The following is a 23,381-nucleotide window of genomic DNA, read 5'->3' as shown; positions in this document are numbered from 1 at the left end:
GCCGCGTACCTCTGTTTCTTAAGTGTTATTGATACAAGTAGGCGCGCTTCGCGCGCCCCGGCGGCGCCGGCCTTCGGCCTGTCGCCGCCATGACGCCCTGTGCCACTTCTGAGCTTCACCACCGCCTTTCCTGCCCATCGCGGCGATACAACCGCCGCACCCATTTCTCGCAATTTCTTGCCACAGATCCGCCCTCGATCGTGAAACTAAATTGCGTCGCGATCCTACTACCACGCCGCCATCAACCCACCCAGCATCCAAATCGCTTCAGCTCGAAAGCATCCAAGCCCGCTCCCATGCACCAGCGCCCGATATCGAGGCGCTTCCCACTCCCCATCCCACGGCGGAATCCCCACCAACGCAACCCACTCCGGCACAGCATCCATCGTTTCCCCTCCAATTCTCGTCACACGTCACGCTTATCTACGTACCAAACGCTTAGTCACCGTGTCGTCGTCACCAAACGCATCCAGTTCCATCGCAGACCGTGCACGACCACTACGCCCCAGATCGTTCACCACAACCACCTGTGGCTGAACCGGAGCGGGCTCAGGCGTCGCCATTGGTGCAGGGGAAGGGGAGGGTGCAGGGGTTGCGGCCACAGCGGCCATAGCGGGCTTCTCACCGTCTGGGTCGAACGCCATAAAAAAGCCGTCACGGACGATCTGCGCGCATTGATCTGCCTTGACCTGGAGCTTCGTTCCTTGCTGCGTGTAGCACTGGCAGTGGTTTTTGCCCGTCACGCAAGCGGCAGGCACCGGAACGCGCTTAGGCTCAGTCAACTTGTCATACACAGGCGCCGTGTAATCGAGGCCGGGAATGCGCGGCTGATAGCCTGCTATGTACTCCTCAGCCGTCTTCACGTGACCGCCATCCACATTCCCCGCGGCTGACCCACCCGAAGGCATTTCACCGACCCTTGCAGACGCTGTCACAGTTTCCGACGCTCCGCGATTCCCGTAGAAATTTTTGTAGAGAATCCAGCCGATACCACCGAGCGCAACCGGCAGCAACAGCAGTACGAACGCACGCTTCGGAATGCTGCGCTTAACCGTATGGACCTCAGCCGATTTGTAGAGCGAAAAATTCGCTTTCGGAAACTTGAATACGGTCTGGATGGAATCCTTGCGGCCACCGGGCTTGTCCACGCCTTCACGAACTGCGTTGAACTCATGCACGTTTGCTGACTGGCCACCAAACCGCCGAATCAGATGCAGGTGACGCCCGCACAACCGACGCACATGGTTATCAAGCAGCATCGGATGCTGTGTGATCAGCCACAGCGTGATGCCCTTATGCCGAAGCGTTTCCAGTGCCGATACATGCGCAGGAACAGCAGCACCGGCCGGCCGCGAGCGATAACACTGCTGCGCCTCATCGATGACCACAATGGAGCCGTTAGGCACCTTGGGCCAGTCTTCCGGCTTCTCCAACAGAGTCCACGGCAACTTCAAATCATTGATACCGTGGTAGTAGACTTGCCGCCCTTCTTTCTCTGCGATGTCCTTAACAGTGGAGAGCGTGTACAGCGTTTTGCTCGCACCTTGGAGCCCCGTGACAAGATTGACGACCGCCGTTGTCATTTCAGCACCATCCGCGTGAATCGATCCGACGTAAGTCCCTTCACCAGCAGCCGAGCTGCAAGCGCGCTAAACAGAATGTTCAGGCACACGTCCACCTTCATCATGCTTAACACCTGAATGGCCACCGCAGGCAGGCCGGAGAAGCTGTTGATCACCTGCGCCTTCAACGCGTTGAGCAACACCGAAACACCGGAGTAGGTGACATACCCAATCCCAAGAGAGATCAGCACGCGACCGACCATCGACCCCGCAGCCTGGATAAGCCCGCCGATCAGCGCGGCAATAAAAAGCGGCATCACGCACCCCCTGTAACGATCTTGGCCGCACCGATCAGCGCAATAGCCACAAAGATGTTTCCGACAATCACCAAGTACTGATTGAGCTTCGAGAGCGGGATAGTCACCGTGCGCCCATTCACAGGCATCACCTGATCTTGCAGAGCGCCGCCACCGGTCAGAAACGGGGTGCTATCGATACGCGTCGACATGTCTACGACCGTGCGATTGGCTTCGAGCTGGGGATGTTTCCCGGCATCCGGATCATTGCCACTTGTGACGGAATTCCCCAAATCGGACAGCGTCGACTGTTTGTCAAAGAGACACCGCGTGCGCCATTGCTGATCGACCATCGCACACTGAATCGCATCACCGTTGCACGTGGGAGGCGTTACGCAATCTGTACCGCCAGACAGACTAGACGTCGACTTACACGCCTGATCGTTCGGGTTGCGCTGACAGTAGCTGTCCTTAGACTCTGTGGTCGAATCCGTCTTCGTGCTGGTGGTCGGCGTACCACCCCCGGCCGGCGTCGTCGTGGTCGTCGTGGTGGTGGTCGTCGTAACGTTGCTGTTATTGACCGTAGTAGTCGTGTTTGTCGTGGTCTGCGACGTCGAGCCATCCGGGTTCGTGGTCGTCTTCGTTTGCGTGTTTGCCGTATCCGTCTGCGCGCACTTCAAGCACACCTCAACCCCGTTCACCGTACCCGTGCACATGCCGGCCGTCTTATCGCACTTCTGAGGGGCTTCGGTGTCAGTCTTTGGGTTCGTGACGCCAATCCCGTTCCCAGTGCATACCTGACCTGTTGTCGTCAACGGCCCCATGAACTGGTATTCCCACTTACCGCTGTTCTTGTTAAGACCACCAGCGCGGCCCGAGGCAGTCATACCGCATCCGCCAGACGTCCCAGTCATCGGAATGCAGAAATCGAGGCTGTAACCAAGTTGTAAATCGCTCACGACGGTGTAGTAATTCGCGCTCGATGTCTGACCCTTGGCGGGGCACGTTGGCGCAGGCGTACCACACTGCGAATTCGTAGGACCACTCACGGGTATCGAACCATCCGCGCAACGAGCTTGCGAGGACATCTGCAACGTGCCGGTAGTGTTATCAGACTTTTTGTAGTAGCAAAATGCTCCGCTTACACTGGTCACCGTTGTCACCAAAGGCTGAACCACCGCGATCTTTGGAACTACGCACAACTCGTCTGCCGTCCTGGCCCATGGACACGATGTCGATAGAGTCGAACAAGCAGAAAACACCAACCCACTAACGGGAGCATCGGCACGCGCCTGATCAGAAACCGTACTCAGGCCAAACGCAATGGCTATAGCCAGTAGCACAGGAACCAGCCGGAGCCGTATCCAGTGCCGCGCAGCCCGAGAGATTGAGAAGTAGGAAGCCATATGCAATCACCCGTCTGATCATGCCGTGAAAATAATGAAGGCCGCGCCGAGCAGTGCCACCACGATCCAGAACCCCATTTCCCACTCCCTAGTTTCGTGTCACACGTGACGCTTGAAGTAAAAGGGGAGCCGAAGCTCCCCGCGTTACTGATGCCCGTGGCCCGCGATTACAGCGCGCGGTTGATCCACTTGCCGACCTTGATGGCCAGCACGACCAACGTCACCAGTGCAGCCACGGCACCAATGTCCGTTGCAGCAGTGGTCAGACCGGACGACACCTTGGCATCGACTTCAGCCAGAGCAACACCAGTGGTAGCAGCCATACCGGCCGCAACGACGGCGCCACGGTTTGCAGCAGCCTTCAGACGAGCACGCAGATTCAGACGCTTCGAGATCATGAGATTTCTCCAGATACGGTGCGGGATCGCCCCCGCCAGCTTTGGGCACCAGCCCGAAAGAACGCCCGTAGTGACTCCCGCTACGAGCATTCAGGTAAGCAAACATGACCCCGTTTGCTTACCTGAATCCTCTACGCTCACGCCCTTCACACAATCAGCCAGGGCGGATGCTGTAGGGCATGTGGATATGTGGACAGCCCCTTCGGGGTTCGTCGCTTTCCACCTGTGGACAAGCCGGGCACGGTTTGGGAAAACAAAAAGCGCGTTTTCCCCAAACCGCACCCAACTTGCCCACAGGCACGCGACCTGCCCACATACCCACAAGCCGCGAGCTACGACCAGTGAGAGATACGGTTTCCACCACACTTCCGTGGTGCACTCCGCATCTGCGTTTCCAAATCCAAACTACGTTTGAATTTGAAAATCCAGACGCTACGATCCGAGCGGGGCTTGCAGGGGAGAGGTGTCGTCCCCGTTCACTCCGCTTGCACCTCATCACCGTTGCTCAGCGCCTTGATCAGCATGCGGCCAGCCCACGCCGCTACCCATACCGCCACGATTCCCCAGCCCACTTGCGTACCATCCTCGACCGACAGCGCGAATGGATTTGCTTTCACTTCCGGACCGCTTTGCAGCACGTAGGCACATGTCGACGTGTCAGCCGGTTGCGGCACCATCACCGTCAGCACGCCACTCGCATCCGCCTGGACACACACCGTCACGATCAGCCCTCCAGCGCCGCGCGATAGCGCAGATACAGGGTTCGCTTAAACCGGCGTTGCGCGAGCCGTTCCGCCGCCGTCACGCTGAAACACGCCATCACGCTAAGCCACATCACTTGTGCCCTCCGGAACAATCGGCAGCAGGGTCACTAAGTACTCAGCGTCACCGCCCTCAGCTTCAGAAATCGCCGTGTTGAGCCGCTGAACAATGTCGACCGTGTTGCTCAGAATTTCCTCACGCAGATCCAGCCGTTCCGTCACCGCTTGAATCCGCCACTGAATGTTGTCGATCTCCAACCCGGCAATACCTTGCGTCGGGTCATCGGCCACCGTGACCATGTAGAGCAGGGCGCTGTTCAGTGCCTCAACCAAGGACATCAACTCAGCTTGCTGATCCTCAAAATCCGCCAGCCTGTCGCGCCCAATCTCAATCAACTCCGCGACGCTTGCCCCTTCACCTGTCGCATCGTCAATCTCCGCATCGGTCAACATCCAGTCTTCACGGGCAGGTGCGGGGTCAGCATTCCCAATGGCCCGCGTTTGCCACTGACGCACCTTGATGCCGATACCAGTAAGGACCACCAGCGCCGAGACACCGCCAACGGTTTGCGCGGCAATGACCAGCCCGGAGCGAACGTCTTCTAATGCCATGACCTATCCCGTAAACGAAAAATTGGCCGTCTTTCCGGCCTGTAAGCCCGTTTATGTCTCCCGGGCGGGAGAGGGAACTTATGCAGCCGCCTGAGCCGTGGCCCCTGCGCCGGCCTTTCCATTTGCCGCTGGACGACCGAACGGGACCAGCTTGACCACCTTGAAATCGAGGTTGCCGTTTGCATCTGCGAACGGACGCAGTTCGGTCAGGTATTCGCCCGCTGGCGTGTCTTTCATGGATTCGGGCACCTTGAGACGGGCCACGAAGGTTTCTTCGACGATATTGCCGTCATCGTCCTGATGGGCCGACGTGATCAGCATTTGAGCGACGTGCTTGATGCCGGACTTGTTATCGAACGTCCACGGCGTGGAGTTCACAACGAACAGTTGAGCTTTGAATTTCATGATTTCCCCTCGTTACATTTGGACACCCGGACCTACCGGGTCACGGTTTACGCGGCGTTGTTTACGCCCTACACTCCAACATGCCTTAGAAAACTAACCCGAGTTAGAAATCTAACTGGCATTAGAAATCTAATTCACAGGTGCACCTATGTCAACACGAATGCTCATTGATGTTTTCATGCAAAAGGCCAACTTCAATAGCGTGCGTTCATTGGCCGACAAAAGCGGCATCGAACGTACCCGGATGCAAAACATCCGGAACGGTCAGACACGCATCTCAGTGGAGGAGGAAGTGCGGATCGCAGAGGCCTGCGGACTGGACCCACTAGAAGTCATCGCCGCTTTCGAGACCGAAAGGGAACCGGACATGGCGTATTTCTGGAGCCGCTACGCTGACGTTGAATCAGCCTACGACGGGTTCGATAAGGACCCTCTCCGCCAAACAAAAAGCTGCTGATTGATTCGACCACCAGCAGACAAAAACAGCGTAGTAAATCTAGAGCCGACGCCTGCGAAAGCACGCGTCGGTTTTGTTTTTCTGCGGCACCTTCACGGATCACCGTTCACCGATCATATTCACAGACCGACGAACCGCGACAAGCACGCGTCGGTTTTGTTTTTCGGGGCATCGTTCAGAGGGACGTGCGGGGCTCGGTGCATTCGGTGCGTCGACAGGCCGTTCCTCGCATCCATGCCGAGCCCCATCGGGATGCCGCCAATCGTCAGGATCGTGGCGCCTCGCTGTCGGGCGTGCTGGAGCCTTGCGGCGCCGCGGCGGAGATGCGGGACACCAGCAGCTGATCGATCTTGTGGTGGTCGATGTCGAGCACTTCGAAACGGAAGCCGCCGACCGTGATCGATTCCGACTTCTTTGGAATCCGCTTCAGCGCATAGATGACGAGCCCGGCCGCGGTGTCGACATAGTCGTCGCCGGGCAGGCTGTCCAGATCGAGCGCCTTTTTCAGGTCGACCAGCGGCGTAAGGCCGTCTACCAGCCACGACGTGGCATCGCGGCGGACGATCTGCTCATCCTCGGCCGAATACAGGATGTCGCCCATCAGCGCGCCCACGATATCGTCCAGCGTGACGACGCCCACCACGAGGCCGTATTCGTTCATCACCACGGCAAAGCTCTCGTGCATCTCGCGAAATCGCGTGAGCGATTCGGACAGCGTCAGCGTGTCCGGTATCACCAGCACGTTCTTGTCGTAGTGTTTGGACAGACTGTCGAGCGCCACGCCGGAATCGTCGGCAAGCATCAGTTGCAGGATGTCCTTCGAATCGATGTAGCCCAGCACGTCGTCGACGCCTTTTCCGCACACCGGGTACTGCGCGTGCGGCTGCTTGACCAGCTTGCGGCGCACGCTGTCGGCGGGCTCGTCGAGCGTGAGGAACACCACGTCGTCGCGCTGCGTCATGATGGCCGTGATCGGTTTCGAGTCCAGCTCGAACACGTTTTCGATCAAATGCAATTCGTGCTTGTGTAGCACGCCGGCTTCCGCGCCCGCGTCGACCATGGCGGCGATGTCCTCGGTCGTGATCTGGTCGACTGGCTTGGTCGGAATCTTGAGCAATTTCAGAATCGCATCGGCCGCGGCGTTGAACACCCAGACCACTGGCTTGAATACCTTCAGCAGCGTCAGCATCGGACCAATCACCCGGATCGCGCAGGCTTCCGGGAATGTCATCGCCACGCGCTTGGGCACCAGGTCGGCGAACTGGATGAACAGCAGCGTGACGATCAGGAACGATCCGATGTTGGACACGCGCTGTGCGGTGCCGGGGCTCAGCCAGGGCAGCAGCAGATCGAACAGCAGGTCGGAAACGTGTTTCTCGCCGAGGATACCGGCCAGAATCGCCACGCTGTTCACGCCGATCTGCACCACGGTAAAGAAATTGCCGGGCTCTTCCTTGAGCAGCAATACCTTGGTGGCGCGGCGGTCGCCGCGTTCGGAGAGGACTTGTAGCTTGGTGCGCCGGGCTGCGGTCAGGGCGATCTCGGAGATCGAAAAGAACGCACTCGCCAGCACCAGCAGTAGAAGGGTCAGGACGAACATGGGTAGGTCATGCGCTGATCGGTGCGTGTCGATGATGGTGCACGCAGCCGTGGGCTGTCAATTGTCTGGTCAATGTCGATGAAGTGCGATCAGCGCGCTGTCGCGTCGAACTGCGCGACAGGCGTTTCGAGCCGCTCATGCAGCGTGGCGGCCAGCGTCTGCGCGGCGGCTGCAAACTGCGTGCGCATGTCATCGACCAGGCTCGATGCGCCGCGATGACTGGCGCGCAGCATCTGAATTTCGAACGGTAACTCCGGTTGCACATCGTGCAGGGCGACATGCGCGGGATTGGCGCTCAACGCGGTGTACTGGTCGAGCAACGTCAGGCCGAGGCCCGCATCGACCAGCGCCAGCGCGAGCGAATACGTCTGGACTTCCAGCGTCGAGTGCGGCTCCAGCGCATGCCGCGCCAGCGTCTGCCGCACAAGCAGCCCAAGCGAGCTGTCATCGTCATAGCCAATGAAAGGCCGCTCCATGACCTTGCGGATCGGCACGGTGCCGCGACGGCCGACCGAAGGCAGCGGCTGGGCGCGTGGCACCGCCAACAGCATGCGGCCGGCGGCAACCGGTTCGCTGGTAATAGCCTCGTGGCGCGGCGGCGAGAAGGCAAAGCCGACATCGATCTGGTTGGCCAGCAGCGCGGCGACGATCTCGTTGGTGTGGTGCGTCAGCACCTGTACCTGCGTGTCGGGATGGCGCGCGCAAAAACGGCGCACCGCCGGCACCAGCAGCGGATTGGCCAGGCTTGGTGTGGCCGCCACGCGCAGCCGGCCCGCGCCCTTGTGGCGCAAGCTTTCGGATACGCGCCGCACACGCTCTATCTCGCCATATAGCCTTTCGACATCGCCATAGAGCGCGCGGGCTTCGGGCGTGGGCTGCAGCCGTCCGCGCTGCCGATCGAACAGCCGGAAGCCCAGCGACGCTTCCGCATGCTGCAGTACGCGCGTCACTACCGGCTGGGATACATGGAGCAGGCGTGCGGCTTCGCTGACGGTGCCCGTCAGCATCACCGCGCGGAAGACTTCGATCTGGCGCAGGCGCATCGTTGTGGTGCCATCGAAATGGCCGCTTTGGTGCGGAAATTGGTGCTGTGCACTACGGGTAGACCCGGGTGGCGGTCACCTATAGCTTGAGGACATATTCTGGCACGTATTGGCATTGGGCAAGCCGCACGGACTGCTCTACGCTCTGGCCCATTGTTGGTTCGGAATACAAGGCAAGTCAGATGCGCGTAGCGATCGTGGGTGCCGGCGTGGTCGGCATGACCACTGCGTGGCGGTTGGCCAATGATGGTCATGAAGTCACCGTGGTTGAACGTCACGACGGACCGGGTGAGGAAACCAGCTTCGCCAACGGCGGGCAGCTCAGCTACAGCTACGTGGCGCCGCTGGCCGGTCCGGGCGTGTTGTCGAAGGTGCCGGGCTGGCTGCTGGACCGCGATTCGCCAATGCGCTTCCGCCCGTCGGCAGATCCGGCCCAATGGCGCTGGCTGATGGCATTTGTGCGGGCGTGTAACGCATCGACGAGCGAGGCCACCACGCGCAAGCTGCTGCGGCTGGCGTTCTACTCGCGAGATCTGATGCAGGCTTTCGTCGATCGGCCCGACGCGCGCGAAGAGGGCGGCGGATTCGATTTCGCCCGGCGCGGCAAGCTGGTGGTGCATCGCGACGCTGCGGCCTACGAGGCCGCCTGCCGGTTGCTCGACTACCAGGCCAGCCTGGGCTGCGAGCAGCAGGCGCTCGACCGCGACGCGACGGTGGCGCTGGAGCCCGCGCTGGCAGCCATTCGACACGATATTGCCGGCGCGATCTACACGCCGAGCGAGGAAGTGGGCGATTGTCATCGCTTCTGCGTGTCGCTGGCCCATCTGTTGCAAGGCAACCGGGCCGTGTCGCTGCGCTTTGGCACGCGGGTAACTGAACTGGTGCGCAGTGGCGGTCGAGTGACCGGCGTGCGCACCGACCGTGGCGAGATCGCCGCCGATCTGGTGATCGTTTCGGGCGGCATCGGCAGCGTGCCGTTGCTGCGCCCGACGGGCGTCCGGCCGATGTTGTGGCCGCTGAAGGGATACAGCATCACCGTGCCGATTGTCGACGGCGCGACCGCGCCGCATATCAGCGTGACGGATTTTGCCAACAAGATCGTTTATGCACGGATCGGCAATACTCTGCGCGTGGCGGGAATGGCCGATATCGTGCGCGGCGGCGCAGTGGTCGACCGGCAGCGCGCGCAGACCCTGGTCACGCAGACGCGCGCGGTCTTCGGCAACGTGACGAACGGGGACGACCTCGATGCGCTGCGGCCATGGGCCGGACTGCGGCCGGCCACCCCGACCGGACTGCCAATGATCGGCGAATCGCGCGTGCCGGGGCTGTGGCTCAACCTCGGTCACGGCGCGCTTGGTTTTACGTTGGCCATGGGCAGCGCGGGGCTGCTGGCCGACCGTCTGGCCGGGCGCAAGCCAGCGCTGGACGCGGAAGATTTCAGTGCAGCGTCGGCCTAGTGCAGGGCGACGCCAAACGGGTTGTACGGGAAGCAGGTAGCAGTCGTCAGTCATCAGTACGCAGCAGTACGCGGTATCGAAGTGAACGTTGGGTAGCGAGATTGCCTCAGGTCTTGCCATTAAAAACCAAGCCCCCTCCAAGGAGCGAATCATGAAGTCACTGTCTGTCCGTCCGAATTCCATCCACCGCCTCGCAGCCGCCGCCTTGCTGGCCGGCGCTGCCGCCGGCGCCCACGCCGCCGATGGCGACACGCTCAAGAAGATCAAGGACAGCGGGGTGATGTCGCTCGGGTATCGCGAGTCGTCGATTCCGTTTTCGTATTCCGATGGCAACAATGTCATGGGCTATTCGCATGACTACCTGCTGGCGATCGTCGACAAGGTCAAGTCGACTCTGAACATGCCGAACCTGCAGGTCAAGCTCACGCCGATCACCTCGCAGAACCGCATTCCGCTGATGCAGAACGGCACGATCGATATCGAGTGCGGCAGCACCACCAACAACACCGAACGCCAGAAACAGGTGGCGTTTTCGAACAGCCTGTTCATCTACGGCATCCGCATGCTGACGAAGAAGGATTCGGGCGTGACGGACTTTCCGCAGTTGAAGGGCAAGAACGTGGTGACCACGGCCGGCACCACTGGCGAGCGCCTGCTGGTGAAGATGAATGGCGAAGGCATGAACATGAACCTGACCAGCGCGAAAGACCATGGCCAGGCATTCCTGATCCTGGAGTCGGGCCGCGCGGTGGCATTCGTGATGGACGAGCCGCTGCTCTACGGCGAGCGCACCAAGGCCAAGAACGCCGCCGACTGGGCGGTGGTCGGCACGCCGCTGCAGACCGAAAACTATGCCTGCATGTTCCGCAAAGACGACGCCTCGTTCAAGAAACTTGTCGATGGCGTGGTGGCCGATATCCAGAAGAGCGGCCAAGCCGAGAAGCTATATACGAAGTGGTTCCTGCAGCCGATTCCGCCGCGCAATATCAATATGAACTATGCGCTGTCGCCGGAGATGAAACAACTGTTCGCCGAGCCTAACGACAAGGCGTTCCAGTAAGGCTCGTTCAGATTCATTTTCATTGAGCGGCACTGGATGTTCCCCCTCGTTTTTCTTTGTAGACGAGGGGGGCGTAGAGCGGGCTGGCGCTTTGCATTCGATACGTGTGTGCGTGGGCGAAAGGCGCGACTTGCGCTCTGTTTTTCCGTATTCAGTGGCTAGCCGCGACGGCTGGTTATATAGCCATAATGAATCGTTATTTCTTCATTGATAGTGTTTGCGATACCGTTGAGCCCGTTATAGGCTCATAGAGCCGCCGGATGCCCTCGTAAATGACGCCCGGCAACGTCAACGCATTCCAATGGAGAACATATGCGAACGATTCGATCGGGTTGGTTCAAATCACTGCTGGCCACTGCGCTGGTCGCCAGCGCTGCCGGTCTTTCGGCCACCGCCGCCCAGGCCGCGGATCTGCTGGATACCGTAAAGCAGGCAGGCGTACTCAAGGTGGGCCTGGAAGGAACCTATCCGCCGTTCGGATATCGCGCTGCAAATAATGAACTCGATGGATTCGATGTCGACGTGGCGCGCGCCGTGGCCGGCAAACTCGGCGTGAAACCCGAGTTTGTGACCACGGAATGGAGTGCGATTATCGCGGGCTTGCAAGCGGGCAAATTCGACATCATCGTCAATCAGGTTTCGGTGACGCCGCAGCGCAAACAGGTGCTCGATTTCTCGACACCTTACGTCTATTCGGCGGCGCAGCTTATTCAGCGCAAGGATGACAAGCGCGAGTTCACCACGCTGGAATCGCTGAAGGGGCACAAGCTCGGCGTGAGCCTGGGCAGCAACTACAACGACCTGGCCAAGTCGGTGCCCGGCATCGAGGTAAAGACTTATCCCGGCGCGCCCGAATATCTGCGCGACCTGGCCGCCCAGCGCGTGGACGCCGCGCTGAACGACCGCCTGATGGCCAATTACCTGATCAAGCAGGCCAATCTGCCGCTGCGCCCTGGCGCGGTGCTGCCCGGCGCCACCAGCGAGGTTGCGATTCCGTTCCGTAAGGACAATCCTAAGTTCGCTGCCGCGATCGATAAGGCGCTCGACGACCTGCGCAAGGACGGCACGCTGGCCAAGCTGTCGAACAAGTGGTTTGGATCGGATGTGACCAAGCCCGTGAAGTAACCGCTTGCCGGCACGCGCGAAGGCCGAGTGCGCGCGCGGCGACCTCGGCACGGGCCGCCGCGCCCGGCCGAGGCCTTCATGCAGGCCATGACAGGCGGCGGGAATCCCCCGATCCGCCTGCCTGCGCCGTCCTGTGCCGCGATCACGTATGATCGCGGCATTTCGGCCTTTGATCGATTCCCGCCCTGCCATGTCCGCGCTCCAGCTTGTCATTGATTCACTGCCTGTCCTGCTGCAGGGCACGCTGCTCACGCTGAAGTTCGCCGTGCTGTCGATGGTGTTCGGCCTGCTGATCGGCATTGTGGTGGCATTGATGGGCATTGGCCATCAGCCGATTCTCAAAGCGATCGCACGTGTCTACGTCAGCATCATGCGCGGCACGCCGCTGCTGGTGCAGATCTTCGTCGTCTACTATGGATTGCCGGGTATCGGCATCGCGCTGGAGCCCACGCCGGCCGGCGTGCTGACGTTGAGCCTGAACGTCGGCGCGTATCTGTCGGAAAGCATGCGCGGGGCGATCCTTGGCGTGCCGCGCGGACAGTGGCTGGCCGCCTACAGCCTTGGCATGGCGCCTTTGCAGACATTGCGCTACGTGGTGGGGCCGCAGGCATTGCGGCTTGCCGTGCCGAGCCTGTCGAACAGCCTGATCAGCCTGATCAAGGACACCTCGTTGGTGTCTGTCATCACCGTCACGGAATTGCTGCGGACGTCCCAGGAAATCATCGCGGCCACATATCAGCCGCTGCCGCTGTATCTGGCCGCCGCCGCGATCTACTGGATTCTCAGCACGGCCCTGTCCGCGCTGCAGCATGTGCTGGAACGCCGCCTCGCGCTACCGGGCCGTCACTGATCACAATGCGCCGGCCGTGGGCGCCGGCGGCGGCTTGGGCGTTTCGACATCGAGCGGCCGGCCGGTTTCGATCAGCGTCTTCAGGCCAGCCAGGATCAATGGCCAGCCGTTGCGTCCGCCCTGCAGGATCTGCTCGTCCACCGGCTCCTGGTGAACCTCGCTGACTGTCACGCGCACGGCCTTGTCGCCCAGCGCATCGATCTGCCAGGTGACGACGACTTCGGGCAGTTGCCGAAACGCTTCGAGCCACTCCACGCGCCATGTCACCGACAACCGGTACGGCGGCTCGGCCAGCAGCACCATGCCCTGCGAATCGACCTTGCCGTCTTCCATGCGCAGCACGAAAGGGCTGCCTACCTGCCAGTCGGACTCAACACGTCGCCCGAAAAAATACTTCACACTCAGCGCCGGATCGGTCAGCGCTTGCCACACCTGGTCTGCCGTGGCGGCGATATAGGTGACGACTACGGTCTGCGGGGCGGTCATGCGCATTCTCCTCGTCGACGGACAAGGCAGGCGCCGTCGGAATGGGGATGGGAGCGTCGAGGGGGTACTGTCGCACCGAATCGCGGTGGACGGCAAGCGGGGAAGGGGGAAGGGGGATGCCGGGCCGCCGGGGCGAGGCGGACAGGCGTGCTGTGCGGGCCCCTTTACCGGTGTGCAGCAAAGGGGCCCGACAAGGCGTGATGCTTAGCCGGCTACGCGCCGGGCGATGTGATCGAGCGCTTCTTCCACCTGATCGATCAGGATCAGGCACAGGTCGCCCGGCTGCAGGCGCGCCAGCGCCGTGTCGATGGCCAGGAATTCGCCGCGCACTTCTTCGGTGTACTGCGTGCGTTGCGCGCCGACCAGACCTTCGCGCAGCAGCGCGAGGACTTCGCCGTCTTCACGGCCACGCTGGCATTGGTCCTGATATAGCACGACCTCGTCGAACACGCCGCCCAGGATCTGCGTCTGCTTGCGGATGTCCTCGTCGCGACGGTCGCCCGCACCGCTGATCACGACCACGCGCTTGTTCGACGGCATGGTCTGCACGGCGTTGCACAGCGCCTGGATGGCGTCGGGATTGTGACCGTAGTCGGCAATCAGCGTGGCATCGTTGTAGTCGAAGACGTTGAAGCGGCCCGGTGCGTTGGCCGGGTCGTTGACGAACGTCGCCAGCGCGCGCCGGATCACGTTCCAGTCGATGCCGAGCGCCCATGCGGCCGCGATCGACGACATCGCGTTCTCTACCTGGAAGCCGATCGAGCCATTGCGCGTGAGCGGGATGTCGGCCAGTGCGAAGCGCACGCTGGTGTCGCCTTCGGTGGCGACGATGTCGGCGCCGTCGACAAACACCACGCGCTTGCCCTGCGCGCGATGCAGCGCCATGGTCGGCAGTCCTGCGTCCTGGGCGAAGAACGCGACCGATCCGGGGCAGGCGTCGGCCATGCGCGCCACCATCGGATCGGCGGCGTTGAGCACGGCCATGCCGTGCGGCGCCACGTTCTGCACGATCACGCTCTTGAGCACGGCCAGATCCTCGACAGTGCTGATGTACGACAGGCCCAGATGGTCGCCTTCGCCGACATTGGTGACCACCGCCACGTCGCAGCGATCGAACGCCAGGCCTTCGCGCAGCAGGCCGCCGCGCGCGGTTTCGAACACGGCGGCATCGACATCGGGATGCAGCAGCACGTTGCGCGCGCTGCGCGGACCGCTGCAGTCGCCGGTATCGATGCGCTGGCCCTGGATGTACACGCCATCGGTGCCAGTCATGCCCATGCGCAGGCCGCTGGAGGCGAGGATATGGGTGATCAGGCGCACCGTCGTGGTCTTGCCGTTGGTGCCCGACACCGCGACCACAGGAATGCGGCCATCGTCGCCATCCGAGAACATCGTCGAGATGATCGCCTCGCCCACGGCGCGGCCCTTGCCGTAAGACGGCTGCAAGTGCATGCGCAGTCCGGGCGCAGCGTTTACCTCGACGATGCCGCCAGCCTGTTCCTCGAACGGCTTGAGCATGGTCTCGCAGACCGCGTCGACGCCGCAGATGTCGAGCCCGACCATTTGCGCGGCGGCCACTGCGCGCGCAGCGATATCGGGATGCACATCGTCGGTGACATCGGTGGCGCTGCCCCCGGTGGACAGGTTGGCGTTGTTGCGCAACACCACGCGCGTGCCCTTGGCCGGCACGGCATCCGCGGTCAGCCCTTGCTTGGCCAGCGTGGCCAGGGCGATGTCGTCGAAGCGGATCTTGGTGAGCGACGTGGCATGGCCTTCGCCGCGACGCGGATCGCGGTTCACTTCGTCGACCAGTTGGCGCACTGTATGCGTGCCGTCGCCGATCACCTGCGGCGGATCGCGACGGGCGGCGGCCACCAGATGCTTGCCAACCACCAGCAGGCGGAAATCGTGACCGGGAATGTAGCGCTCGACGATCACGTCGGAAGAAATGTCGGCGGCCACTTCATACGCCGTCATCACCTCTTCGCGCGTGCGGATGCGCACGGCCACGCCCTTGCCCTGGTTGCCGTCGCGCGGCTTGACCACCACCGGACCGTTGATTTCCTGCGCGGCGGCCCATGCCTGTTCCGCGCTGCTGACGGAGCGGCCCATCGGCACCGGCACGCCGGCCGCGTGCAGCAGCGTCTTGGTCAAGTCCTTGTCCTGCGCGATCGATTCGGCCACAGCGCTGGTCATATCGGTTTCGGCGGCCTGGATGCGACGTTGCTTGCTGCCCCAGCCGAATTGCACCATCGAGCCCTGCGTCAGGCGGCGATACGGAATGCCGCGCGCCACGGCGGCGTAGACGATCGACCCCGTGCTCGGGCCCAGGCGCACGTCTTCGTCGAGTTCGCGCAGCCGATGGAGCGCGTCGTCGAGATCGAACGGCTGGTCGTCGCGCGCGGCGAGGCACAGCTTTTCCGCCAGCTCGAAGGCCAGGCGGCCGACTTCCTCTTCGCTGTACTGCACCACCACCTGATAGGTGCCGGGCTCCAGCGTCGGGGAGGTATTGCTGAAGGTGACCGGGCAGCCGGCTGCGGCCTGCAGGCCCAGCGCGGCGGCTTCCAAGGCGTGCGCCATCGACGGCGAACCGGCTTCGTCGTCGGGGCGCATCGGGCCGATGGCCGCGAAGCGCGCGCGCAGGCGATCCTCGAAGCCCGGCAGCTCGGCCAGCAGATGGGATTGGTCCGAGCACGCCACGATGGCTTCGATGGCGGTGTGCCGGCACCAGAGATTCGGGCCGCGCAGGGCCCGGATACGGGAGACTTCCATAGAATCTGTTTTCCGTTGTTCTTCGCGCTGGCGGGTGCGGACTTACGCCCGGCGCCCGCTGCGTCCCATCCACTGGTGCACTTGCTCGACGGTGCCCTCGGGCGACCCTTCGTCGCATTGCAGCACCAGGAGATCGCCGGCCACCAGTTGCGACAGCGCCGCCTCGACCGCAGCGCGGCGCGCGCCTTCGTCGATGATCTTGGTGACGCGGCGGCCTTCGTACAGCCCCTTCTTGAGCAGCGCGCGCGCCTCGGCGTCGGGCAGGTCGCGGCGCACGCTGTGGTCTTCGCACAGGAACACGCGGTCGAACGACTTGCCGATGATCTTGCCTTGCTGGATCAGGTCTTCGTCACGGCGTTGCACGCCTGCGCCGAACACCAGCATGCGGCGCTCGGACGGGAACCGGTCCAGCGCGGCGGCCAGGGCCTCCAGCGCCGGCGCGTTATGCGCGTCGTCGACGATCACCGTGGCACCCTGGCGCTCGAACAGCGTGAAGCGGCCCGGCACGTCCACCTGTCCCACGTCGAACGTGACGATGCCGGCGCGGATCAGGTCATTGGAGATGCCCAGCGCCCAGCCGGTCGCCACGGCGGCCAGCACGTTTTCGATCTGGAACGCAACGCGGCCCGCGTATGTGAGCGGAATCGCCGAGACGTCGGTCAGCGCGGTTTCGCTTGCCCCGGTGGCCAGCACGACCTTGCCGTCGCGCACGAACACGGCGCGCTTGCCTGCGGCGCGATGCGCGGCGATGGCCGGCAGGTCGGCGGACAGGCTGAAGAAGATCACGTCGCCGTCGCACAGTTCGGCCATTTCGACCAGACGCGCATCGGCGGCATTGAGCACGGCCGTGCCGGTCTTCAGCACCACGTCGACCTGGGTGCGCAGCACGTTGTACATGCGGTCTTCATCCTCGACGTAGTAGTCGCCGAGATGATCGGGCTGGCCGAAGTTGGTCACCACGCCCACCTGGCAGCGGTCGTAGGGCAGGCCTTGCGACAGGATCATGCCGCTGTCGTTCTCGAACACGGCCGCTTCCACGGCGCGGTTCATCAGGATGCGATGGCCGGCTTCCCAACTGGCCTTTTCGCCGCGGCCGCCCGGTTCCACCTGACGGCGGTCGAGGAACAGGCCGTCGCTGCACGCCAGCCCCGTATGCTTGCCGGAAAGCTGCAGCAGGCGCGCCACCAGCTTGGCGACCACGGTCTTGCCGTTGGTGCCCGTGATGCCGACCACGGGAATGCGGCCGTCGTCCTCCACGCCGTTGCGGTTTGCAAACAGGTGATCGACGATGGCGGGGCCCACGGGGCGCGGCTCGCCGGCGGCCGGCTTGATGTGCATCAGCAGGCCGGGACCCGCATTGACTTCAACCACGGCGCCGCGTTGCTCGGCCAGCGGGCGCGAGATGTCTTCGGCCACCAGGTCGACGCCGGCGATGTCCAGGCCGACCACGCGGGCCGCCAGCGCGGCGTGCGCGGCCACGCTGGGGTGTACCCGATCGGTGACGTCGAATGCAACATTGCCGTTGCGCTGGATCAGCACGGTGCGGCCCTCTGCCGGCACGGCGCTGCCGTCGGCATAGCCCTGGCGCTTCAGCTCCAGGCGGGCGGCCGAATCCAGGCGCACGCGGTTCAGCGGATGATCCTCGGTGCTGCCGCGACGCGGATCGGAATTGATCTGCGATTCGATCAGCTCGTCGATGGTGTGCTTGCCGTCGCCCACCACCGACGCCGTTTCGCCCATCGCGCAGGCCACCATGCGGCCGCCGACGATCAGCAGGCGGTGCTCGTTGCCGGGAATGAAACGTTCGACGATCACGCCGTTGCCTTCCTCGATGGCCACGCCGTAGGCGGTTTCGACTTCCTCGCGCGTCATCAGGTTGGTGAAGACGCCGCGGCCGTGATTGCCGTCGTAGGGCTTGACCACCACGGGCACGCCGATGCTCTCGGCGGCATCCCAGGCGTCGGCGGGGCTGTCGACCATGCGGCCTTCCGGCACCGGCACGCCGCACGATTCGAGCAGGCTCTTGGTCAGGTCCTTGTCACGCGAAATCGATTCGGCGATGGCGCTGGTGCGGTCGGTCTCGGCCGTCCAGATGCGGCGCTGGCGCACACCGTAACCAAGCTGCACCAGATTGCCGTCGGACAGTCGGATCGACGGGATATCGCGATCGTCGGCGGCGTCGACGATGCAGGCCGTACTCGGGCCCAGACAGTGTTCGTCGACCAGCCGGCGCAGGTTGTCCACCGCGGCGGGGACGTCGAAGGGACGATCCTCGATCGCGGCCATGACCAGGTCGCGCGCCGTGAACAGCGCCGCACGCGTCACTTCTTCATGCCATGCGCGCACGATGACCTTGTAGACGCCGCGTACCGGCGTCTCGCGCGCCTTGCCGAATCCTCCGGGCATGCCGGCCAGGTTCTGCAACTCCAGCGTGACGTGCTCAAGGATGTGGCCCGGCCATGTACCTTCCTTCAGTCGCATCAGGAAGCCGCCGCGCACGCCGGGGCTACAGCGGTGTTCGATCAGCGTCGGCAGCCATGTCGACAGGCGCTCGTAAAACCCCGGAATCTTGTTGGAGGGGAAATCCTCCAGTTCGCCGATGTCGACCCATGCCTCCAGCACCGGCCGATATGTCCACATATTCGGGCCGCGCAGCGACATGACATCGAAAATCTCAATGTCCTTCTTTTTCATTGATTTAGCTTGAGGCAGTGGGCGAATGCCCGGGAAATGGAAGCCTAACCTTTCAGTAACGTTGCAGCAGTCGCGGGGTTGACCCCTCAGCTACCCTGAACCGACCACCGAGCGTTGTGCGTGCACCGGGCGCCCGTTTGTTTGCGTTATGTATACTTGCGGGCAAAATTGCGGGCCGCCAGCCGGCGCCCCGCTTAAATTGTTTCAAGTTATGTCCGTATTTGATCCATTTTTGGGCCTGCGGACGCGCTTTTAATGCTTCTTGCGCCAACAATGACCCAGTCCTCCCCGTCTGCTTCCACCCACCCCGGCCCGCAAGGTCCCTGGGCAGCCGAACTCGGCACGACCCTGTTGCCCGGGGAATCCGTCCTGGCCGGGCTGACGCTGGACCTGGACGCGAGACTGCATTTTACCCAAGGGTGGCTGGTTGTGACGGATCGTCGTCTGATCTCGCGCGCCCCGGGTGAAAAAGACCTCCGCAGCTGGGACATCGCCGCCGGCCTCAGCCTGTCGCATGGCGACCACGCAGGCGTCGGCACGCTGGAACTTGCCGACGGACAGGTCCGTCTGGCCACCTGGCGCTACACGCTTGGTTACAATCCCGACGCATTGCGCCTGGCCGACCAGTTCGACGCTCGTCGCGACACGCTGGCCACCGGCCGAGCCGCCAGCGTCGAGGCCGACGTCTGCCCGACCTGCAAAGCGCCGATTCCGCCCGGCGAAGAGCAATGCCCGCAATGCAGCCGCGAGCTGGAAACGCCGCCTTCCACCTGGGCGCTGTTGCGCCTGTGGCGCTTTGCGCGACCCTATCGCTGGGAACTGCTGGGCGGTTTTGTGCTGCTGCTGCTCGGGACTGCCGCCACGCTGGTGCCGCCGTACCTGACCATGCCGCTGATGGACAAGGTGCTGATTCCGTACCAGAACGGCGTGCCGATCGACCGCGACCTGGTCAAGCTCTACCTGGCGGGGCTGCTCGGCGCGGCGCTGGTGGCGTGGAGCCTGGGCTGGGCGCGCACCTATCTGCTGGCGCGCGTGTCGGAGCGCATCAGCGCGGATCTGCGCACAACAACTTACGAACACCTGCTCAAGCTTTCGCTCGAATACTTCGGCGGCAAGCGCACCGGCGACCTGATGGCGCGTATCGGATCGGAAAGCGATCGCATTAGCGTGTTCCTGTCGTTGCATTTGCTCGACTTTGCCACCGACGTGCTGATGATCGCGATGACCGCGGTGATCCTGGTGTCGATCAACCCGTGGCTGGCGCTGGTCACACTGGTGCCGCTGCCGTTCATCGCGTGGATGATTCATCTGGTGCGCGATCGCCTGCGTCACGGTTTCGAGAAGATCGACCGGATCTGGTCCGAAATCACCAATGTGCTGGCCGATACGATTCCGGGCATCCGCGTGGTTAAGGCATTCGCGCAGGAAAAGCGGGAGGTGTCGCGTTTTCGTGAAGCCAACAAGCACAATCTGGCGATCAACGATCGCGTGAACGCCGTGTGGTCGCTGTTCACGCCGACCGTGACGCTGCTGACCGAAGTGGGCCTGCTGGTGGTGTGGATCTTCGGCATTTGGCAGGTCAGCCACGACGCCATCACCGTGGGCGTGCTGGTCGCCTTCCTCACGTATATCAGCCGGTTCTATACCCGGCTCGATTCGATGAGCCGCATCGTATCGGTGACGCAGAAGGCCGCGGCGGGCGCCAAGCGGATCTTCGATATTCTCGACCACGTGTCCAGCGTGCCCGAGCCGCAGAAGCCCGTGCATCTTGCCAATGTGCAGGGCGCGATCGAACTGCGCGACCTGGGCTTCCGCTACGGCAATCGCGCCGTGATCCGTGGCCTGAACCTGACCATCCGACCCGGCGAGATGATCGGTCTGGTCGGGCATAGCGGATCGGGCAAGAGCACGCTGGTGAACCTGATTTGCCGTTTCTACGATGTTTCCGAAGGCGCGATCCGCGTCGACGGCGTCGACATCCGCTCGCTGCCGGTGTCGGAATTCCGCCGCAATATCGGGTTGGTGCTGCAGGAGCCGTTCCTGTTCTTCGGCACGATTGCCGACAATATTTCTTACGGCAAGCCCGATGCCACGCGCGAGGAAATCATCGCCGCGGCGCGCGCCGCGCATGCGCACGAATTCATCCTGCGCCTGCCGCATGGCTACGATTCGCTGGTGGGCGAACGCGGCCAGGCGCTGTCCGGCGGCGAACGCCAACGCATTTCCATTGCGCGCGCGCTGCTGATCGATCCACGCATCCTGATCATGGACGAGGCTACGTCGTCGGTGGACACGACCACTGAGAAGGAAATCCAGAAGGCGCTCGACAATCTCGTGCAAGGACGCACCACGATCGCGATCGCGCACCGCCTGTCGACGCTACGCAAGGCGGATCGGCTGGTGGTGATGGATCGCGGCCAGATAGTGGAAGTGGGCAGTCACGACGAACTGCTGGCGCGCGAAGGGGCGTACTACAAGCTCTACCAGGCGCAGGCCCGCAATGTCGATGCGGAAGCCGGTGAAGAGACCGGCGACGCCGCGCCGCGTGCAGAAGCCGTGGAGCCAATCAGTGCGCAGTGACCATTCTTTCGAGCAACCCCCGATGCAAACGCCAGATTTCACTTTGACCCGCAACAGCTTTGGCAAGCTCGTGCTGACGACGGCCGATGGTACGGCGCATGAAGGCGTGGTGCCGGTGCGGGCGTTTCCGATCTCGGCAGCCGACGACGGCCTCGGCATGATGAGCACCGATGGCCGTGAGCTGGTGTGGATTCCGCGTCTCGACGCATTGCCCTGCGCCACGCGCGAGCTGATCGAGGCCGAGCTGGCCGGGCGCGAATTCATGCCCGAGATCGAGGCGATCGTGAGCGTATCGACCTACGCCACGCCGAGTGTCTGGACGGTCCGGACCGATCGTGGTCAGACCGACTTGGTGCTACGCGGAGAAGAGGATATCCGGCGGCTGACCGGCACCACGCTGCTGATTTCGGATAGCCATGGCATCAATTATCTGATTCGCGATCAGGCGGCACTGGACAAGGCAAGCCGCAAGATCCTGGACCGCTTTCTCTGAGGCGCGCATGTCGATGCGAAACGGCACGCCATGGCGTGCCGTTTTTTGTTGGGCGCTGCGTGGCGATTTGTGCGCGCGACATCGTGCGCCTGTAGCGCACTTGCATAGCGCGTTCGAATGCCAGGGGACGAATATCGCGTCCGGTCAGTGGAGGATGGTTGGCATGTCGTCGTCGTCCTCGCCTTCCCAGTCCTCGTGCTCGATCGGTGCCTCGGGCGCCATGTCCCACACCATCGAGTGAAAGCGGATGGTGAACCATTCGCGGAACATCGCCAGGGATAGGGTTTCGGGCCAGACGGAATCGTCGAACCATTCGCCCAGCATGAATTCGAAAAAGTGGCGCCAGCGCTTTTCCACCCAGTGCAAGGCATTTTCCTGTGTGTCGGCAAGTTCGCCGGGAAGCAGGAAGACGCTGGCGTCGTCGCGCACGTCGTCCAGCGTCAGCGTGGGGACAGGGTCGGGATCGACGGCCTGAATCCAGTCCAGGAACGGCTGCTCGGGCAGCAGCGTGATCATGGATCGGTTGACGGTAAAGCGGGGATGGTCGGACATGAGTGGAGGACAGGAAGCGGCGACCGGCTATTGTAGCGCCCGCACGCCGGCATACCGGCATCAACTGCACTTCCCGCTGCATGTTGCGATCAATCGGATCGCAATTCATCTGATCTGAAACCTGCGCCGGGCCCGGGCGCCTTGCGCGCTAACAACGCTCAATATGGCGGCGCGGTGCACGATCGGTCCCTGCGGGCCTTCAGCGCTTGTGGCGTGCAAATCGCTAAGTGTTGTATTTTTGCCGGAAATTGCACAGATCGATCATATCTACTTTCGACCACTACAGTTTCTGGCGAAGAATGCCGTCATTGTTTGGATACGGGGACAGGAGCCGTCTGATGAGTTTTACCTTTCTGCCGCCCGGCGACGCGTTCATGCCAACCATCACGGAACGGTTTGCCGAAGCGGAAAAAATTAAGGATCGTGCAGCGCGCTGGACCGCCCAGGCGGAAATCGCGCTCGATACGGGCGATATGTATCTGGTGGGATTGGTCCTCTTCAAGGCCATCCAGGAATTTGGCATCGACGCGTTTGCCGAACATTCCGGGGAACCGCTATCGCGGCTGCAGCGGCTCTGGATGCCCGGCATGCTGCAATCGGTCGATCACGCGGGGCAGATGTTTGCCCAGCTGGGCGTGACACTCCCGCTTGAGCGTTTCCATATGGCTCGGCTGGAAAGCCTGCCCGTGAGCGGCGCCGTGATGCACTGAGACTGCCGCGCAGTCGCCGCAAATAAAAAACCCAACCGGTGGCGGTTGGGTTTTCTGTT

Annotated in this window: 22 protein-coding genes; 9 read left to right on the top strand and 13 right to left on the bottom strand. The window is 62.5% G+C overall.

The annotated features are described in order from the left end of the window. Positions 1 to 419: 419 nt before the first annotated feature. From F7R19_RS04055 to F7R19_RS04045, 3 genes are read right to left on the bottom strand one after another with little or no spacing between them, the layout of a single operon-like run. Positions 420 to 1,583: a zonular occludens toxin domain-containing protein gene (locus tag F7R19_RS04055; protein ID WP_150979438.1), complete on the bottom strand. Its 1,164-nt coding sequence runs from the start codon at positions 1,581 to 1,583 to the stop codon at positions 420 to 422. Further along, positions 1,580 to 1,879 carry a DUF2523 domain-containing protein gene (locus tag F7R19_RS04050; RefSeq protein WP_150979437.1) on the bottom strand — a complete coding sequence of 100 codons (300 nt, stop codon included), beginning with the start codon at positions 1,877 to 1,879 and terminating at the stop codon, positions 1,580 to 1,582. The genes F7R19_RS04055 and F7R19_RS04050 overlap by 4 nt, the downstream gene beginning before the upstream one ends. Next, the gene (locus F7R19_RS04045; RefSeq protein ID WP_150979436.1) at positions 1,879 to 2,211 is read right to left on the bottom strand and encodes a hypothetical protein; all 333 of its coding nucleotides are present in this window, start codon (positions 2,209 to 2,211) and stop codon (positions 1,879 to 1,881) included. Before F7R19_RS04045 ends, F7R19_RS04050 begins: the two co-directional genes overlap by 1 nt. 127 nt (positions 2,212 to 2,338) lie before the next feature. On the opposite strand from F7R19_RS04045, the gene F7R19_RS04040 reads away from it, so the two are divergent. Then, positions 2,339 to 2,599, top strand: a complete 261-nt coding sequence (locus tag F7R19_RS04040) for a hypothetical protein (RefSeq protein ID WP_150979435.1) — start codon at positions 2,339 to 2,341, stop codon at positions 2,597 to 2,599. 832 nt (positions 2,600 to 3,431) lie between these two features. Here the strand turns inward: F7R19_RS04040 and F7R19_RS04035 are convergent. The 4 genes from F7R19_RS04035 to F7R19_RS04020 all read right to left on the bottom strand — a co-directional run bounded on the left by F7R19_RS04035 (position 3,432) and on the right by F7R19_RS04020 (position 5,440). Further along, complete coding sequence (locus F7R19_RS04035) at positions 3,432 to 3,662, bottom strand: major capsid protein (protein ID WP_170292553.1); 231 nt, start codon at positions 3,660 to 3,662, stop codon at positions 3,432 to 3,434. Between the two features lie 476 nt (positions 3,663 to 4,138). Beyond that, positions 4,139 to 4,384 carry a hypothetical protein gene (locus F7R19_RS04030; RefSeq protein WP_150979433.1) on the bottom strand — a complete coding sequence of 82 codons (246 nt, stop codon included), beginning with the start codon at positions 4,382 to 4,384 and terminating at the stop codon, positions 4,139 to 4,141. Between the two features lie 102 nt (positions 4,385 to 4,486). Beyond that, positions 4,487 to 5,035, bottom strand: a complete 549-nt coding sequence (locus F7R19_RS04025; RefSeq protein ID WP_150979432.1) for a hypothetical protein — start codon at positions 5,033 to 5,035, stop codon at positions 4,487 to 4,489. A 78-nt stretch (positions 5,036 to 5,113) separates the two neighbouring features. After that, on the bottom strand, positions 5,114 to 5,440 hold the full coding sequence (locus F7R19_RS04020) for a hypothetical protein (RefSeq protein ID WP_150979431.1): 327 nt from the start codon (positions 5,438 to 5,440) through the stop codon (positions 5,114 to 5,116). A gap of 178 nt (positions 5,441 to 5,618) precedes the next feature. On the opposite strand from F7R19_RS04020, the gene F7R19_RS04015 reads away from it, so the two are divergent. Further along, on the top strand, positions 5,619 to 5,897 hold the full coding sequence (locus F7R19_RS04015; protein WP_150979430.1) for a helix-turn-helix domain-containing protein: 279 nt from the start codon (positions 5,619 to 5,621) through the stop codon (positions 5,895 to 5,897). 265 nt (positions 5,898 to 6,162) lie between these two features. Here F7R19_RS04015 and F7R19_RS04010 read toward each other — a convergent pair whose 3' ends face one another. Both F7R19_RS04010 and F7R19_RS04005 read right to left on the bottom strand, forming a co-directional pair. Beyond that, positions 6,163 to 7,497, bottom strand: a complete 1,335-nt coding sequence (locus F7R19_RS04010) for a polyamine export protein PaeA (RefSeq protein WP_150979429.1) — start codon at positions 7,495 to 7,497, stop codon at positions 6,163 to 6,165. An 89-nt stretch (positions 7,498 to 7,586) separates the two neighbouring features. After that, entirely contained in the window at positions 7,587 to 8,540 is a 954-nt protein-coding gene (locus tag F7R19_RS04005) for a LysR family transcriptional regulator (protein ID WP_150979428.1), read from the bottom strand. Between the two features lie 182 nt (positions 8,541 to 8,722). Between F7R19_RS04005 and F7R19_RS04000 the strand changes: the two genes are divergently transcribed. The 4 genes from F7R19_RS04000 (at position 8,723) to F7R19_RS03985 (ending at position 13,035) form a co-directional block, all read left to right on the top strand. Continuing rightward, a complete protein-coding gene (locus F7R19_RS04000; RefSeq protein WP_150979427.1) occupies positions 8,723 to 10,000 on the top strand; it encodes a D-amino acid dehydrogenase in 1,278 nt (425 codons plus the stop codon). 151 nt (positions 10,001 to 10,151) lie between these two features. Beyond that, positions 10,152 to 11,060 (top strand): glutamate/aspartate ABC transporter substrate-binding protein, encoded by a 909-nt coding sequence (locus tag F7R19_RS03995; protein WP_061957563.1) that lies wholly within the window; start codon positions 10,152 to 10,154, stop codon positions 11,058 to 11,060. A 312-nt stretch (positions 11,061 to 11,372) separates the two neighbouring features. Beyond that, complete coding sequence (locus F7R19_RS03990) at positions 11,373 to 12,185, top strand: transporter substrate-binding domain-containing protein (protein WP_061957564.1); 813 nt, start codon at positions 11,373 to 11,375, stop codon at positions 12,183 to 12,185. A 190-nt stretch (positions 12,186 to 12,375) separates the two neighbouring features. Then, on the top strand, positions 12,376 to 13,035 hold the full coding sequence (locus F7R19_RS03985; protein ID WP_061957565.1) for an amino acid ABC transporter permease: 660 nt from the start codon (positions 12,376 to 12,378) through the stop codon (positions 13,033 to 13,035). Here the strand turns inward: F7R19_RS03985 and F7R19_RS03980 are convergent, their stop codons facing one another. The 3 genes from F7R19_RS03980 to cphA (F7R19_RS03970) all read right to left on the bottom strand — a co-directional run bounded on the left by F7R19_RS03980 (position 13,036) and on the right by cphA (F7R19_RS03970) (position 18,987). Further along, positions 13,036 to 13,521, bottom strand: a complete 486-nt coding sequence (locus F7R19_RS03980; RefSeq protein WP_150979426.1) for an SRPBCC family protein — start codon at positions 13,519 to 13,521, stop codon at positions 13,036 to 13,038. Between the two features lie 204 nt (positions 13,522 to 13,725). Next, positions 13,726 to 16,293 carry a cyanophycin synthetase gene (cphA, locus tag F7R19_RS03975; protein ID WP_150979425.1) on the bottom strand — a complete coding sequence of 856 codons (2,568 nt, stop codon included), beginning with the start codon at positions 16,291 to 16,293 and terminating at the stop codon, positions 13,726 to 13,728. Between the two features lie 42 nt (positions 16,294 to 16,335). Continuing rightward, complete coding sequence (gene cphA, locus F7R19_RS03970) at positions 16,336 to 18,987, bottom strand: cyanophycin synthetase (protein ID WP_150979424.1); 2,652 nt, start codon at positions 18,985 to 18,987, stop codon at positions 16,336 to 16,338. A gap of 273 nt (positions 18,988 to 19,260) precedes the next feature. On the opposite strand from cphA (F7R19_RS03970), the gene F7R19_RS03965 reads away from it, so the two are divergent. After that, the gene (locus F7R19_RS03965) at positions 19,261 to 21,567 is read left to right on the top strand and encodes a cyanophycin metabolism-associated ABC transporter (protein ID WP_150979423.1); all 2,307 of its coding nucleotides are present in this window, start codon (positions 19,261 to 19,263) and stop codon (positions 21,565 to 21,567) included. Between the two features lie 22 nt (positions 21,568 to 21,589). Then, positions 21,590 to 22,060, top strand: a complete 471-nt coding sequence (locus F7R19_RS03960) for a cyanophycin metabolism-associated DUF1854 family protein (protein ID WP_150979422.1) — start codon at positions 21,590 to 21,592, stop codon at positions 22,058 to 22,060. 144 nt (positions 22,061 to 22,204) lie between these two features. Here F7R19_RS03960 and F7R19_RS03955 read toward each other — a convergent pair whose 3' ends face one another. Beyond that, positions 22,205 to 22,612, bottom strand: a complete 408-nt coding sequence (locus F7R19_RS03955; RefSeq protein WP_061957570.1) for a hypothetical protein — start codon at positions 22,610 to 22,612, stop codon at positions 22,205 to 22,207. Positions 22,613 to 22,950: 338 nt separating this feature from the next. Between F7R19_RS03955 and F7R19_RS03950 the strand changes: the two genes are divergently transcribed. Next, on the top strand, positions 22,951 to 23,322 hold the full coding sequence (locus tag F7R19_RS03950; RefSeq protein WP_061957571.1) for a hypothetical protein: 372 nt from the start codon (positions 22,951 to 22,953) through the stop codon (positions 23,320 to 23,322). The last annotated feature ends 59 nt before the right edge of the window (positions 23,323 to 23,381 follow it).

It is taken from the genome of Cupriavidus pauculus, assembly GCF_008801835.1.
Taxonomy (GTDB): Bacteria; Pseudomonadota; Gammaproteobacteria; order Burkholderiales; family Burkholderiaceae; genus Cupriavidus; species Cupriavidus pauculus.
The sequence above is the reverse complement of the archived record's forward strand: the minus strand, read 5'-3'. Positions and strand labels throughout refer to the sequence as shown.